Origin of the sequence: Brevibacterium sp. UBA7493 (genome assembly GCF_002479565.1) — a bacterium.
Taxonomy (GTDB): domain Bacteria; phylum Actinomycetota; class Actinomycetes; order Actinomycetales; family Brevibacteriaceae; genus Brevibacterium; species Brevibacterium luteolum.
In genome coordinates this window covers 135,336-148,684 of sequence record NZ_DLOD01000002.1, presented here as the reverse complement: position 1 = coordinate 148,684, position 13,349 = coordinate 135,336, and the positions used below count along the sequence as shown (strand labels likewise).

Annotated in this window: 9 protein-coding genes and 1 tRNA gene; 2 read left to right on the top strand and 8 right to left on the bottom strand. The window is 68.9% G+C overall.

Annotated features, from left to right (window positions below):
* Window positions 1-31: 31 nt before the first annotated feature.
* The 4 genes from B4E96_RS01010 to B4E96_RS00995 all read right to left on the bottom strand — a co-directional run bounded on the left by B4E96_RS01010 (window position 32) and on the right by B4E96_RS00995 (window position 2,537).
* On the bottom strand, window positions 32-256 hold the full coding sequence (locus B4E96_RS01010) for a sulfurtransferase TusA family protein (protein WP_102161239.1): 225 nt from the start codon (window positions 254-256) through the stop codon (window positions 32-34).
* 53 nt (window positions 257-309) lie between these two features.
* The gene (locus tag B4E96_RS01005) at window positions 310-1,356 is read right to left on the bottom strand and encodes a YeeE/YedE family protein (protein WP_286956057.1); all 1,047 of its coding nucleotides are present in this window, start codon (window positions 1,354-1,356) and stop codon (window positions 310-312) included.
* A gap of 670 nt (window positions 1,357-2,026) precedes the next feature.
* Window positions 2,027-2,440 carry a helix-turn-helix domain-containing protein gene (locus B4E96_RS01000; RefSeq protein ID WP_239557124.1) on the bottom strand — a complete coding sequence of 138 codons (414 nt, stop codon included), beginning with the start codon at window positions 2,438-2,440 and terminating at the stop codon, window positions 2,027-2,029.
* A gap of 24 nt (window positions 2,441-2,464) precedes the next feature.
* A tRNA-Thr gene (locus tag B4E96_RS00995) sits at window positions 2,465-2,537 on the bottom strand.
* A gap of 172 nt (window positions 2,538-2,709) precedes the next feature.
* Here B4E96_RS00995 and B4E96_RS00990 point away from each other — a divergent pair.
* Window positions 2,710-3,822, top strand: a complete 1,113-nt coding sequence (locus B4E96_RS00990) for a M20/M25/M40 family metallo-hydrolase (protein ID WP_259832951.1) — start codon at window positions 2,710-2,712, stop codon at window positions 3,820-3,822.
* 23 nt (window positions 3,823-3,845) lie between these two features.
* Here B4E96_RS00990 and B4E96_RS00985 read toward each other — a convergent pair whose 3' ends face one another.
* Together B4E96_RS00985 and tmk are read right to left on the bottom strand one after the other, a co-directional pair.
* The gene (locus B4E96_RS00985) at window positions 3,846-5,030 is read right to left on the bottom strand and encodes a DNA polymerase III subunit delta' (protein WP_286956054.1); all 1,185 of its coding nucleotides are present in this window, start codon (window positions 5,028-5,030) and stop codon (window positions 3,846-3,848) included.
* Window positions 5,027-7,456: a dTMP kinase gene (gene tmk / locus B4E96_RS00980; protein WP_286956052.1), complete on the bottom strand. Its 2,430-nt coding sequence runs from the start codon at window positions 7,454-7,456 to the stop codon at window positions 5,027-5,029. Before tmk ends, B4E96_RS00985 begins: the two co-directional genes overlap by 4 nt.
* 289 nt (window positions 7,457-7,745) lie before the next feature.
* On the opposite strand from tmk, the gene B4E96_RS00975 reads away from it, so the two are divergent.
* Window positions 7,746-8,486, top strand: coding sequence for a lipoate--protein ligase family protein (locus B4E96_RS00975; RefSeq protein ID WP_406892198.1), 741 nt, complete (start codon window positions 7,746-7,748; stop codon window positions 8,484-8,486).
* A 107-nt stretch (window positions 8,487-8,593) separates the two neighbouring features.
* On the opposite strand, the gene topA is transcribed toward B4E96_RS00975, so the two are convergent.
* Window positions 8,594-11,476, bottom strand: coding sequence for a type I DNA topoisomerase (gene topA / locus B4E96_RS00970; RefSeq protein WP_286956050.1), 2,883 nt, complete (start codon window positions 11,474-11,476; stop codon window positions 8,594-8,596).
* Window positions 11,477-11,600: 124 nt separating this feature from the next.
* The gene (locus tag B4E96_RS00965) at window positions 11,601-13,292 is read right to left on the bottom strand and encodes a class I SAM-dependent methyltransferase (protein WP_286956049.1); all 1,692 of its coding nucleotides are present in this window, start codon (window positions 13,290-13,292) and stop codon (window positions 11,601-11,603) included.
* Window positions 13,293-13,349: the final 57 nt, after the last annotated feature.

Sequence of the window (13,349 nt, the reverse complement as noted above, 5' to 3'; positions counted from 1 at the left end):
GCGCCCAGCGCCGGTTCCGTCGCCGAGGCCCTCAGGCCTTCTGCACGGTGATGGTCCAGGAGGCCTCGCCGGTCCGGTCGAAGTGGGTCACCGGGTAGCCGTTGTCGGCTGCCCACTGTGGGATCGACTCGGTTGCCTGCGTGCAGTCGAAGTTGATGACGAGTTCGTCACCGGCCGGCAGGCCGTTCATCGCGTCTTTGGCCTCGACGAGCGGGAATGGGCAGACGAGTCCGTTGGTCTCAAGCACATGCTGCATGGTGGTCTCCTTTTCGATATGTGGTGGCTGTCCGGTTCGATATGTGGTGGCTGTCAGGCGCTGACGCGGGCGGCCGGCGCCGAGGCGGTGGCGGGTTTGATGGTGAGCTTGGCTGCCAGCCCGGTGCCGAGCATCATGAAGATGAGCGAGACCCATCCCTGGTAGCTGAACTGGGCGGTTTCGACCATCGCGTTGCCGACAGTGCAGCCTCCGGCGATCGCAGCACCGACGCCCATGAGCGCACCGCCGCCGATCGACTTGACCACGGTGGGTGCGTCGGGCACCCGCAGCCGGAACTCGCCTGAGGCCTTGGCGGCAATGAACGAGCCGGTGAGGATGCCGAGGATGAGCATGACACCCCAGTCGATGAGGTCGACGTCACCGGTGGTGAGGTACTGCGCGAGGTTCGATGACGGGGTGGTGATGCCCAGACCTGCATTGCGGCCGGTGGCGGCTGAGAGCGGCCAGGCGATCGTGGCGATGATGCCGATGACCACAGCAGTGGCGAACGGGTTCCAGCGCTTCTCGGTCAGCAGGTGGGCCAGTCCGGACTTGCGCGGCGGCAGGGCAGCCAGCGGGGTCTTCGCTTTCCGCTGGTGGTGGACGACGAGTGCTGCGGCGATAGCTGCCAGCACAACGGCGAACACCCATGGGGAGAGGCCGAAGGTAGCCGGCAGGGACCCCTGCTCGAGGGTGATGCCGCGGATCCATTCGGTGAACCCGGCGGCCGGTCCTGCCTTCATGAACGCGGAGAAGAGAGCGTAGAAGATGAGGGCGAACCAGCTTCCGATGAGTCCTTCGCCGGAGCGGTAGTAGGTGCCGGTGGCGCAGCCGCCGGCGAGGATGATGGCGAACCCGAAGACGAAGCCGCCGACGATCGAGGCCAGCCACGGGAAGGGGTCGGTCTCCAGGGTGATGATGCCCAGCGTGTTGAGTGCCATGAGGCCGACGGCGTGGACGGCGATGAGCAGGATGAACGCGGAGAACCAGCGGGTGCTGCCGGCGATGAAGATGTCGCGGAAGGCTCCGGTGACGCAGAAGCGGCCACGCTGGAAGACGAAGCCCAGAACGAGGCCGACGAGAAGTCCAGTGATGATCATGGAAGTCCTTTGTGCAGAGCCGAGGCGCCGGCTGGCCTGACATCACAGGCTGGCCGGATGTGTCCGGGCGGCGGTTCGGCAGTGGTGAGAGAGAATTCGCGTCGCAGGCACTGGATGGCGCCGCAGACAGCGCACCTCAGGCGTGCGACAGACAGCCGCAGGCGGCACAGGCAGCAGGGGTTCCTGCCCGATCAGGGCATAGGAATGCTCGTCATGCCGGGGCGGCGTGGAGATATCAGGAGCAACAACCGGAGGTGCACACGTACATCAGATCGATGACGCGGCGGGAGAACAGGTGCAGGCGGAACATCGCGCTGGCTCTCCCTTCATCCGAGAAAAAGTGCGGACGTTCGCCGCACGCTGTGGTGCAGATGATCCGCACCGTCTGCAAGGATCCGCTCGATGCGGACGGTGACGACCATAGCAGAACCGATTGCCGAAGTGTCATGACTGTGTCACATATGACATCGACTCACCGACAACCGCACCGGCGCACAGTTGAGCAGCCCCGGCTGCGATGCGGGCGTGATGGCGGAACGGGGGTCGGCTGCTTTTGCATCCACATCAGTTGGACCGATCGGCAACTGCTGCAGTCGCGCTGAAAGCCCTGGACATGGCTCGAACATGAGGCCGACTCACGCGATCCAGACGCGTTCGGCGTCGGCTTCGATCAGGCCACTTGGATACGCTGGTCTCCCAGCACGTACTCGATAGCCAGGCCACCGCCGATTGCTTCAAGGTAGCTGCGGATCGTTCCAACCTTTGCGTTATCAAGGTCGCCACGCTCGATCTTGGAGACCTGGCGCTGCCCTACGCCGATGCGCTCCGCGAGCTGAGCCTGTGTTAGGCCAGCTTGCTCGCGAAGCTCGCGGAGCCGGTACACACGCACCTCGGCGAGCATCCGCTCCTTGTGCACGTCGACGCGCTCCCGGTCCACGGGATGCTCGGCGACAAAGCCCTTCAGTGAACGGACCGGATCAGCAGTAGCCGTCTCTACAGCCGTCGCCGCCTTTTCGAGCATCAAGCCGCACGTTGCGGGCCCAACGTGAGAAAGCAGAAACGCGCCCATGTCTTCTGGTGACATCCGCGCGTTTCCTGACAATCAGAGAGCCTCCTGCCGGAATCGAACCGGCGACCTTCTTATTACGAGTAAGACGCTCTGCCGACTGAGCTAAGGAGGCAACCTGGACAAGGATAGCGGCTCACTCAGTCGAGCGTCAAAAGGACATTCCGGCGCCTACACCTGCCGGCGCGATACAGTGAAGCTGGCGGCGCGCAGCGCACACCGCTGCCCGGCAGCCCCGCCTGCCATCGCATACCGCCCACCGAGAGACGAAAGGACCTGGAGAGAACGTGGCCGTAGATATGGATCGCTTCCTGCGCGAGTTCGAGGAGCTCATCGAATGCGAATCCCCGTCCGCGGATCCTGATGCGGTGGCCCGCAGCGCCCGTCTCGTCTCGAAGATCGGCGCCTCCCACCTCGGCAGCGCCGCCCGGCTCATCCGCATCGACAAGGCCACCCATGCACTCTGGCGCTTCGGCTCGGGCCCGCGCGAGGTGGTGCTCATCGGCCACCACGACACGGTGTGGCCGCTGGGCACGATCCGCCGGTTGCCGTTCTCCTTCATCGACGGGATCATCCGCGGCCCGGGTGCCGATGACATGAAGGGCGGAGATCTCATCATCTTCCACGCCCTCGGCCAGCTGCTGGCCCGCCGCGGCAGCCTCGACGGTGTCTCGGTGCTCATCACCGGTGATGAGGAGCTCGGTTCGATCACCTCGCGCTCACTCATCGAGGAGGAGGCGCGCGGGGCGAAGGCCGCGCTCGTCTTCGAATCCGGCGGCACCGACGGGGCAGTCAAGATCGCGCGCAAGGGTGTGGCGATCTATGAGCTCGAAGTGCGCGGCCGTGCCTCGCATGCCGGTGTCGAGCCGGAGAAGGGCATCAATGCCACCGCCGAGGTCTCAGCCCAGGTGCTCGATATCCTCACGATCGGCGATCGTTCAGCCGGCACCTCGGTGGTGCCGACCGTCATGAGCTCGGGCACGACGACGAACACGGTGCCGGCTGCCGCGAAGGTCGGCATCGACTCCCGTGCGGTGCAGATTGAGGAGCAGCGTCGCGTCGACGCCGCGCTGCGCATGCTCAAGCCGAAGCACCCCGGTGCGAAGCTGCTGCTGCGCGGGGGCATCAACCGGCCGCCGTTCGAGACGAAGCACTCGATGAACCTCTACGCCCGCGCCCAGCGGATCGCCGGCAGGCTCGGGCACCCGCCGCTGCGGTCGATCGCTGTGGGCGGCGGTTCGGATGGGAACTTCACCGCCGGCATCGGTGTGCCGACCCTCGATGGGCTCGGCACGATCGGCGGCGGGTCGCATGCCGACAGCGAGCACGCGGTGGCGGCGTGGATTCCCAGGCGGGTCGAACTCGTCCGCGACCTCGTCGGCAGCCTGCTCGACGACTGAGCGCACTCAGCCTGCCGGCAGGCTCACTCGGCGAGCAGCCAGGGGTTCACGAGCCCGATGAACGCAGCTTCGACGATGAGCAGCGGAGCCATGTTCGTCGCCAGTCGCTGGCGAGCCTGAGTGAGGATGTCGATGCGGCGCAGCGTGCTCATGGCCGTGCTGCCCTCAGCCAGTGCGCGGATGCGCTCGTCCTCGCCCTTGTTGATCCAGCCGTCGGAGAGCCCGAGCTGGCACAGCAGCACATCGCGGTACAGCGAGAGCAGCTCTAAGAACATCGAGTCGATCTCGTCGTTGCGGGCGCGGACGTTCTTGCGCTTCTGTTCCTCTTCGAGGCGGCGCACCTGGGCGCGCACGGCTGGCGGCGGGGCTTTGCCGGGTTCGACACCGAGGGTGGTGAGCAGCTCCTCGCGTTCGGCGGCATTGCGTTCAGCGGTGCGCTCTTTGGCACGTTCGGCAGCGCTGTCGACGACACGGCCGGCCAGCCGCACGGTGGTGCCCAGGGAGGTCAGCCGGGAGGGGATGTCCAGCGTGCGCTGTCGTTCGGCGGCGGCCGCCTCATTGAGTGCGAAGCGCTTGGCCCGGCCGATGTGGTTCTGTGCGGCTGCAGCGGCCCAGGCGGCCTTGTCCGGGTCGACGCCGTCGCGGGTGATGAGCAGCTCGGCGATCGCCTCGGTCGGCGGGATCCGCAGGTTGACGTTGCGGCAGCGTGAGCGGATCGTCGTGAGCACATCCTGGGTGCTCGGCGCGCACAGGATCCACACGGTTGCAGGCGGCGGTTCCTCGATCGCCTTGAGCAGGACGTTGGAGGTGCGTTCGGCCATCCGGTCGGCGTCTTCGATGATCATCACCCGCCAGGGGGCGTTGACCGGGGCGGAATGGGCCTGGGAGACGAGGTCGCGGACCTCGTCGATGGAGATGAGCGACTTCTGCGTCGACATGACGGTCATCGACTCATGGGTGCCGGCCAGCGCGCGGTGCGATTCGGAGTCGAGCTCATCACCGTGGGACGGGCTGAAGAGCGCTGCGGCGAGGGCTCGTGCGGCATTCGACCGGCCCGAGCCCGGCGGGCCGGTGATGAGCCAGGCATGGGTCATCGAGGCGGCGCCCGAGGTGTCGCCGGCGGCGATGCGGCCAGCGGCATGGGCGGCGCGGCGCAGCTGTTCGATCGCCGCGTCCTGGCCGACGAGCTCACTCCACACGCCGGTCACTGCGGGTCTCCTCGGCGTATGCCGCGCATGCGGGCTTCGCGCAGGCGCTCACGAGCCTGGCGTTCGATCTCAGCTTGGGCCTGCAGCTTCTGCCGCGAGGAGTTGTGCAGCTGTTGGCGCGGCATCACGGTCGTCTCGGCGTCACCGGGATCCGGCTCGGCTCCCGCCTGGGGTGTCAGCACGGTCGTGGCCGAGTCATCGTCGTCTTCGCCGGCCGCGTGGCTGCCGTTTCCGCTGCTGGCTGAGGGCAGGACCGTGGTGGCGTCCTCGTCGGCAGCTAGCGACTCAGCTTCCGGCCCGGCTGCGGCTGCGGGCCGGTTGGCTGCCTGCTGCTCGCCGCCAGCCGGGGGCTGACTGACCGCTGGGGGCTGAATGACCGCTGGGGACTGACTGACCGCCGGGGGCTGGGGGCGGATGCCCTGGGCTGTCAGCGTGCGGTCGACGGCTGCGGCGATGTCGGCGGCGACGGCGTCGCGGTCACGGTCGGCGTCGATGACGACGTAGCGCTGCGGTTCGCGGGCGGCCATGTCGAGGAAGGCCTGCCGGACGCGCGAGTGGAACTCAAGACCGGCCTGGTCGAGATGGTTGGCGCCGCCGCGGGATTCGGTGCGGGCATTCGCTGTCGCCGGTTCCATGTCGAGGATGATCGTCAGGTGCGGGATGAGCCCGGTCGTCGCCCAGCGTGAGATCGCCCCGACCTCAGCGACCGAGAGCTGCCGGCCAGCTGACTGGTAGGCCAGTGAGGAGTCGATGTAGCGGTCGGTCATGACGACGCCGCCGTCGGCGAGCCACGGGTCGACGCGGTCGGCGATGTGGTGGGCACGATCGGCTGCGAAGAGCAGTGCTTCGGCGCGTTGGGCCACTCCCCTGCCGCCCAGCAGCACCTCGCGGATGCGCTGGCCGGCCTCGGTGCCGCCGGGTTCGCGGGTGGTGTGGATGTCGGCGAAGCCGCGGGCTGCCAGATGCTCGCCGAGCTTGCGGATCTGAGTGGTCTTACCGACCCCGTCGCCGCCTTCGAAAGCGATGAACAGGCCGCGCTCGGGCAGCCTGCGCGCGGCATCGACGGCACCCGGCTGGGAGCCGGCCACCGCCTCGGGCCCGGCGACCGGCTCCTCGGGAGCGGTCGTGCGGGTGACGGGTGCGCGGAAGGCGTGGACGAGGTCGACGCCGAGGCCGCGGACGCCGAGCGGGGAGAACGTCATGATCGCGATGATGCCGGCGGCGATGGTGAGCAGGCCGGGGATGATGTAGGCGACCTCGGTGGTGGTGATCTCCCAGACCATGAAGTCGGTCACCGGGACGTTGAGCGCGGTGCCGAGCCAGGTGAGCAGTAGAGCGGCGAAGGCGCCGATGCCGAACCCGATGCGGCGGGAGAACGCATACGGCTGGGCGCGCACGCCGATGCCGACGACGAACGCCGCGGCACCGGACAGGATGGCCATGCCCGAGAGCTCCTTGAGCGCGCCGATGAGGACGAGCAGCACGCCGGCGATGAGCACGGCGAAGGAGGTCAGGCGCGGGCGCGTCATGCCCGGGGCGAAGGTCGGGCCGGCTTCGAAGCCGGCGGCCCAGCCGACGAGGGCGGCGCACAGGATCGCGTAGGTGCCGGCTTGGCCGAAGTTGAGGTCGGCGACGACGATCTGGGGCAGCGCGACGATGACGCCAAGCGCCCCGAAGAGGACGTAGCAGGCCCACGGGCGGGCGATCTCGGCCTCGCCGCGGCCGCGGTGCTGAGCGGGGAACGCACCGGTGGTCTGGTCGACGGAGTCGGCGGAGACCGGCAGCAGGAAGGAGGCGATCGCCGCGGCGAGCATGACGAGGGCGGCCAGCAGCAGCAGCCAGCGCTGGGCGGGCACGCCGGCGGAGACACCCGAGGCGATCTGGGCGATGTAGGTGACGAACAGACCGAGGCCCGCGGCGACGCCGACCGAGCGCCACGGTTTGCGGTGCACACCCGGGGCCTGGCGGACGAGCAGAGCGACCATGACCGCCAGCAGCAGGCCGGTGAGCCAGGCGAGCCAGACGGAGGGGAAGAAGAAGAGGAACAGGCCCGAGACTCCGGCAGCTGCGGCGGAGGAGGACAGCACCCGGCCGCCGGTGGTCGACAGGCGTGAGCCGAGCAGCGAGGTCGGCAGGAACAGGCCGGCTGCGGCGACGACGAGGAGGACGGTGAGGGCGATCGCGCCATGGCGGACACTGAATTCGCCGACCTCCCAGACGGGCTGGACGCTGTGCAGGTCGGCCGGCAGGCCGGTGTCGAAGAACCCCATGATGCCGGCGAGACCGAAGGCGATCGCACCGGTGGTCAGCAGCAGCAGCCAGGCGCCGACTTCGAGTCCAAGCGGGACGAGCGAGGCGAGCGGGTGCCGCCTGGGCGCCGCTGATGCGGCTGCGGACGCGCCGCTCGGGGGATTCGGAGTTGTCATCACATCTCCACGATACTCATCGGCTCGGACATCGACGATGTCAGCCTACGAGGCCCACCTGTCCGCTTGCTGGACGAGGCGGCAGGCGCCGGACGAGGCGGCGGGGCCGGATGCAGCGGCGGGCCGGGGCGGGCGCGGCCGCGGTTATCCTGTCTAGGTGACCGACACCGACTCCCGTGACGCAGCCGCCCGGGCCGCTGATTCCGCCCAGCCGGCTGATGCCTCTGCCCCGGCTGCTGAGTCAACCGGAGCCTCTCCCCTGACCGGTGGCCAGCCTGCGCCTGCCCGCATCCGGCTGCACCGCCTCGGGCGCGGGACCGATGACCCGGTCGATGCGCTCTCCCTGGCCCGAGTGCTGCTCGATGAGGTGCGGGCCGGGCAGCGGCCGGGTGTGCTGCGGATCTACCGACCGGAGCCGACCGTTGCCTTCGGTGCCCGCGACCGGTTCCTGCCCGGGTTTCCCGCTGCGGTCGAAGCCGCGCGCGCCCACGGGTTCACGCCGGTGCTGCGCTCGCTCGGCGGGCGGGTGGCTCCGTATCACCGCGGCAGCCTTGTCATCGATCACATCGAACCGGCCTCCACGCTGCTATCGGGCACGCAGGGCCGGTTCACGGACTTCGGGGCGATGTACGCCCAGGTGCTGCGCTCGCTCGGCATCGACGCGCGCCTCGGCGAGATTCCGGGTGAGTACTGCCCCGGTGAGCACAGCGTCAACGTCGCAGGGAGGATCAAGGCGATCGGCACGGCGCAGCGGGTGACCGCGGCCGGCTGGCTGTTCTCGTCGTCGATAGTCGTGACCGATCCCGATCCGATCCGGGCGGTGCTCACCGACGTCGAGGCGGCCCTGGGGGTCGAGTGGGATCCGGCGACCGGCGGGTCGATCAGCGAGGTGCACCCCGAGGTGACGGTCGAGGCGGTCGGCCAGGCCTTCGACGCCGCCTACAGCACCGCCTACGAGGTGGTCGCTGGGGAGATCGGTGAGGAGACGCTGGCCGCAGCGGCAGAGTTCCGGGACAAGCACGAGCTGTGAGCAGCTGAAGCGCCGCAGCAACGGCGCCAAAGGAACGGCCCCGCAGCAACGGCTGAGCCCCGCCAGCCGGAAGGGCTGACGGGGCTCTGGCTCTGCGATCGCTCAGATCAGGGCGTCTTCGGCGTAGCCGTCGTCTTCTTCGCCGCGGTCGTCTTCTTCGCCGCCGTCGTGCGCGCAGTCGTCGACTTCTTTGCGGTCGTCGACTTCTTGGCCGTCGTCGACTTCGCCGCTGTCGTCTTCTTCGCCGGCGCCTTCTTGGCAGTCGTCTTCTTGGCCGTCGTGCGCTTCTTCGCCGGTCCCTTCGCCCGCTTCTCCGCAAGCAGCTGGAAGGCCCGCTCGGCGGTGATCGAGTCGACGGCATCGTCCTTGCGCAGGGTCGCGTTCGTCGTCCCGTCGGTGACGTAGGGGCCGAAGCGGCCGTCCTTGAGCACAACCGGCTTCTTCGACTCCGGGTCCTCGCCGAACTCCTTAAGCGGGGCGGCCGCAGCACGGCGGCCGCGCTGCTTGGGCTGGGCGTAGATCGCCAGCGCCTCCTCGAGGGTGATGGAGAAGATCTGCTCCTCTGTCTCCAGCGAACGCGAATCGCTGCCCTTCTTCAGGTAGGGACCGTATCGGCCGTTCTGCGCGGTGATGACCTCGCCCTCGGCGTCGGCACCCACCTCGCGCGGCAGGCTCAGCAGCTTCAGTGCCGTTGCCAGGTCGACCGTGGCCGGGTCCATCGACTTGAACAGCGAGGCCGTGCGCGGTTTGGGCTTCTTGGCCCCGCGCTTGGGCTTCTCCTCCGGTTCAGGCAGGATCTCGGTGACATACGGGCCGAACCGGCCGGACTTCGCCACGATCGTGTGGCCGGTCTCCGGGTCGACGCCGAGCTCGCGGTCGCCCTGTCCCTGTTCAGCGATGAGCTCACGGGCCTTCTCAGCAGTCAGCTCATCGGGGGCCAGGTCATCGGGCACGGAGACGCGGATCGGCGCCGGCTCCCCAGACTCCCCCTCACCCTTGGCAGCAGCCTTCGCCCCGGCCTGCTCGGATGCAGCCTTCGCCCCAGCCCCTGCAGCCGCCTCCGGCGAGACCTCCAGATACGGTCCGTACCGGCCGACCCTGAGCACGATGCCCTCGGCGATGTCGATCGAGTTGATCGCCCGCGCATCGATGTCGCCTAAGTCGTCGACTGTCGGCTTGAGACCGTTGTGGTCAGCCCCTGTGCCGAAGTAGAACTCGCTGAGCCACTGGCTGCGCTCCTTCGCACCTCCGGCGATCGCGTCGAGGTCGGCTTCGAGAGCTGCAGTGAACTGGTAGTCAACAAGCCCTCCGAAGTGCTCTTCGAGCAGCCGGACGACGGAGAACGCCAGCCAGCTGGGCACCAGCGCCCTGCCGCGTTCGGTGACGTAGCCGCGATCCTGGATCGTTGAGATGATCGCCGCGTACGTCGACGGCCGGCCGATGCCGAGCTCTTCGAGCTGCTTGACGAGGCTGGCCTCGGTGTAGCGCGGCGGCGGTGCGGTCGTGTGGCCGTCGGCCTCGGCGCGGGCGACGGAGATCGCCTGGCCTTCGGTGACCTCCGGCAGCCGGCCGCCCTCCTTGGCGGCGTAACGTTCGGCGTCACGGCCCTCCTCGTAGGCGGCGAGGAAGCCGCGGAAGGTGATGACCGTGCCCGAGGCGGTGAAGCCCGCCGTCCTGTCCTCACCGAGGTCAGCGGTGATCCGCATGGTCGCGGTCTTGCCCTTCGCGTCGGCCATCTGGCTGGCGACGGTGCGCTTCCAGATGAGGTCGTAGAGCCGGAACTCATCACCCGACAGCTTCCCGGACACCTGGGCCGGGGTGCGGAAGGAGTCACCAGCCGGTCGGATCGCCTCGTGAGCCTCCTGCGCGGACTTCTGCTTCTGCGCGTACACCCGGGCCGACTCCGGGACGTATTCGGGGCCGTAGAGTTCGGCGATCTGATTCCGGGCGGCGGTCACCGCCTGGGTCGACAGCGCCGAGGAGTCGGTTCGCATGTACGTGATGTAGCCGTTCTCGTACAGCGACTGGGCGGTGCGCATCGCCTGCCGGGCGGTCATCCGCAGCTTGCGGCCGGCCTCCTGCTGCAGCGTCGAGGTGGTGAACGGCGCGGCCGGGCGGCGCGAGTACGGCTTGGTCTCCAGCGCGGTGACGCTCAGGCTGTCCTTCGCCGAGGTGGTGAGCTGGCCGGCGAGTTCGGTCGCCATGTCCTCGGTGAGGACGACGACCTCGGAGGCGGCCTTCTTCTTCAGCTGTCCAGCGTCGTCGAAGTCGCGGCCGCCGGCGACCCGCTGGCCGTGATACGTCGCCAGCCGGGCAGCGAACTCGGCACCCGAGCCGGGCACAGCCAGGTCGATGTCGAGGTCCCAATAGTGGGCAGGCACGAAGGCCATCCGCTCGCGTTCGCGTTCGACGACGAGCCGGATGGCCACCGACTGCACACGGCCGGCCGACAGGCCGGCGCGGACCTTGCGCCACAGCACCGGGGAGACCTCGTAGCCGTAGAGCCGATCGAGGATCCGGCGGGTCTCCTGCGCGTCGACCAGCGAGTAGTCCAGTTCGCGGGTGTTCTCCAGGGCACGCGCGATCGCCTCGGGGGTGATCTCGTGGAAGACCATCCGCTTGACCGGGATCGTGGGCTTGAGCACTTCAAGGAGATGCCAGGCGATCGCCTCGCCCTCCCGGTCCTCATCTGTTGCCAGGTAGAGTTCGTCGGCGTCCTTGAGCAGGCGCTTGAGCTCGGTGACCTTCTTCTTCTTGTCCGGGGCGACCCGATAGTACGGCTCGAAGTCGGAGTCGACGTCGACGGCGAACTTGCCGAAGGGGCCCTTCTTCATATCCGCAGGCAGCTCCGAGGGCTGCGGCAGGTCTCGGATATGGCCCACCGAGGCTTCGACGTCGTAGTCGTCCCCGAGGTAGCCCACGATGGTGCGGGCTTTGGTCGGAGACTCGACGATGACGAGCCGGCGCGGCTGAGAAGCCGTTTGTGCCACGAGGTTCCCTTTCGACGGAATGTGCGCGGAGCGACGAGCGGCACCGCACCGGCCGGACGATCCTGACTGGCCGCACGGTGGCTTACACCTTACAGAACTTAGCATCCGCCGCTCACGGCGACCCTCAGCGCGTGTTCAACTCTCCAGCGCCGGAATCGAGGACGGGGAAGAGGAATCCGTCGGCCAGCAGCTGGCGGACCTGCCCGGTCAGCTGGGCGCGCAGGGCGGCCGGGTCGGCCTCAAGCAGCTGGGCGAGCGCATCGCTGATGGCGCCGAGTGTCAGGCTGCCGTCGCTGACGCCGAGGAGTCCGGCCAGGGCGGTGTCGGCGGTGATGGTGCGCCCGAATCCGGTGCCCTGTTCATAGGTGATGGTGTGCGGTTCGTCCTCACCGGGGGTGTGGTGGCGGTGCTCGACGAGATCCTGGCCGCGGATGAACGCAGTGCGCTCCAGGCCCGCGTCGTCGGTGCCGGCGAGCCATTCGAGGACGGCCAGCCGGGTGTCGAGCACAGCGGCCAGAGTGGCGGTGTCACCGGCGAGCGGCCCGGTCTCCCGGAGATGGTGCAGCGCCCGCTGCGAAGGTGTGGGTGCCCGGTGCATGCGGATCCACCCGAATCCGATGCGTGCGACCCCGCGGGTGCCGAAGTCGTTGAGCCAGGCGGTGGTGTCGGCCTGCCACCGGCCGCTCATCCGGGCCACCCCGCCGTCACGGATCCACGTTTCGGCGTAGGCGACCGGGTCGAGGTGCTCGCGTTCGATGAGCAGCATCGAGGTCTCTGCTGCCGGGCTGCCGGGCGTGCTCAGCTCCTCGCACCAGCGGATCGGTGCCGGCACCTCGGTCACCACCGCCTCGGGCGCGGTGAGCCCGCCGGACGGCTTGCCGGGTGCGCTGTGCTTGCCGGCGGCGTGGTACTCCCAGTTGCCCAGCAGCACCGCATTGCCGTCCGGGCGCAGCCGTCCGGGGATCCCAGCGATGAGCCCGGCCATGATCGCATCACCCGGCTGGCCGCCGTCGCGGTATTCGAAGGTCTGGGTCTCACCCTGCGGGGTGATGACGAACGGCGGGTTGGCCACGAGCAGGTCGACCGGTTCGTCGATCGGCGTGAGCATGTCGCCTGCCCGGAATTCGATCGACTCGATGCCGTTGAGCCCGGCGTTGAGCTCGGCGATGGCGAGCGCCCGGGTGGAGATGTCGGTGGCGATGACGCGGGCGCTGTGGGCGGCGAGCAGCAGCGCCTGGATGCCGCAGCCGGTGCCGATGTCGCAGGCCAGCTCGACGGGCATGCGCGGGGTGACCGCCGCCAGCGTCCGGCCTGCTCCCCCGAGCCCGAGGACGTGGTCGCCTGCCAGCGGTTCGTCGCGGGTCAGGGTGCCCCAGTCGGCGGCGATGAGCAGCCCGTCGAAGGTTGCGATCGTCAGCGCCGCACGCACCTGGTCCTCGGTTCCGTCACCTGCGCCGTCGCTGCCGGTTGTCTCGCCGGCGTCGATGAGCCAGCCGTCTGCCCGCAGCGCGGCGAACAGCTCAGGCCCGCACGCCTCGGCGACGGAACCGGCGTCCACGGCCTGGTCGAGGACGAAGAGCAAAGCGAGCGCCGCCTCGGGCGCGGGGATCTCACCGGCCGCCACGCGGGCCCAGGTCTGCACAATCGCAGGCGCGGCGTTCGAGCGCTCGATGGCCGCCTGCGCGTGGGTGTCCCACAGCGGCGCGGCTTCCGGGCTGAACGGGAAGGAGCGCTTGAGCAGGTCGGCGAGCGGGCGCAGGGTGGTCTCGTCGGCGGTCGGAACCGGGACCGAGGCGGTGGTTGGCGAGGTGTTCACGTGTCCCACTGTACGAAACCGGTGGGGTGCGGTGGTGTCCTGGCCAGGTGGGACAAT

Bases quoted from the DNA above. Each gene is read 5' to 3' on its own strand.
- B4E96_RS01010 (WP_102161239.1), bottom strand. From the start codon at position 256: ATGCAGCATGTGCTTGAGACCAACGGACTCGTCTGCCCATTCCCGCTC.
- B4E96_RS01005 (WP_286956057.1), bottom strand. From the start codon at position 1,356: ATGATCATCACTGGACTTCTCGTCGGCCTCGTTCTGGGCTTCGTCTTC.
- B4E96_RS01000 (WP_239557124.1), bottom strand. From the start codon at position 2,440: ATGTCACCAGAAGACATGGGCGCGTTTCTGCTTTCTCACGTTGGGCCC.
- tmk (WP_286956052.1), bottom strand. From the start codon at position 7,456: ATGACAACTCCGAATCCCCCGAGCGGCGCGTCCGCAGCCGCATCAGCG.